At 40.4% G+C, this 307-nt stretch carries 1 pseudogene; it reads right to left on the bottom strand.

Annotation, left to right across the window (positions count from 1 at the left end):
- A pseudogene (locus ACFINZ_RS11260) lies at positions 1–307 on the bottom strand (hypothetical protein); the annotation flags it as partial.

The raw sequence follows: 307 nt of genomic DNA, 5'->3' as shown, positions 1-307 counted from the left end.
AAAGAATGCCAACAAAATTGAGGAATTTTGTGTGATCTTTTTTGCTTATTAAGCGTTTCTTTTCTGCTTCGTGAAACTTCTTAATTAATTCAACGGCTTTTTCTCTTGCTAACCCAAACTCCCCTTTTTCACGCGCTGTTATGAGAGCCGCAATATCCCTTTCAGTCTCTTTATGAACACTTAAGAGTTTGCGTCCCCATTCCCTTGCAAAAGTTTTCATGGCTGTCTTGATGAGACCAATCTTTCCTCCACTCACCGCTTGTTCTATTGTCTTTTCTTCCACTTCACCCATATGGTTTGGCAAGCG

The sequence above is a fragment of the Bartonella sp. AA81SXKL genome (assembly GCF_042196945.1).
GTDB lineage: Bacteria > Pseudomonadota > Alphaproteobacteria > Rhizobiales > Rhizobiaceae > Bartonella.
The sequence above is the reverse complement of the archived record's forward strand: the minus strand, read 5'-3'. Positions and strand labels throughout refer to the sequence as shown.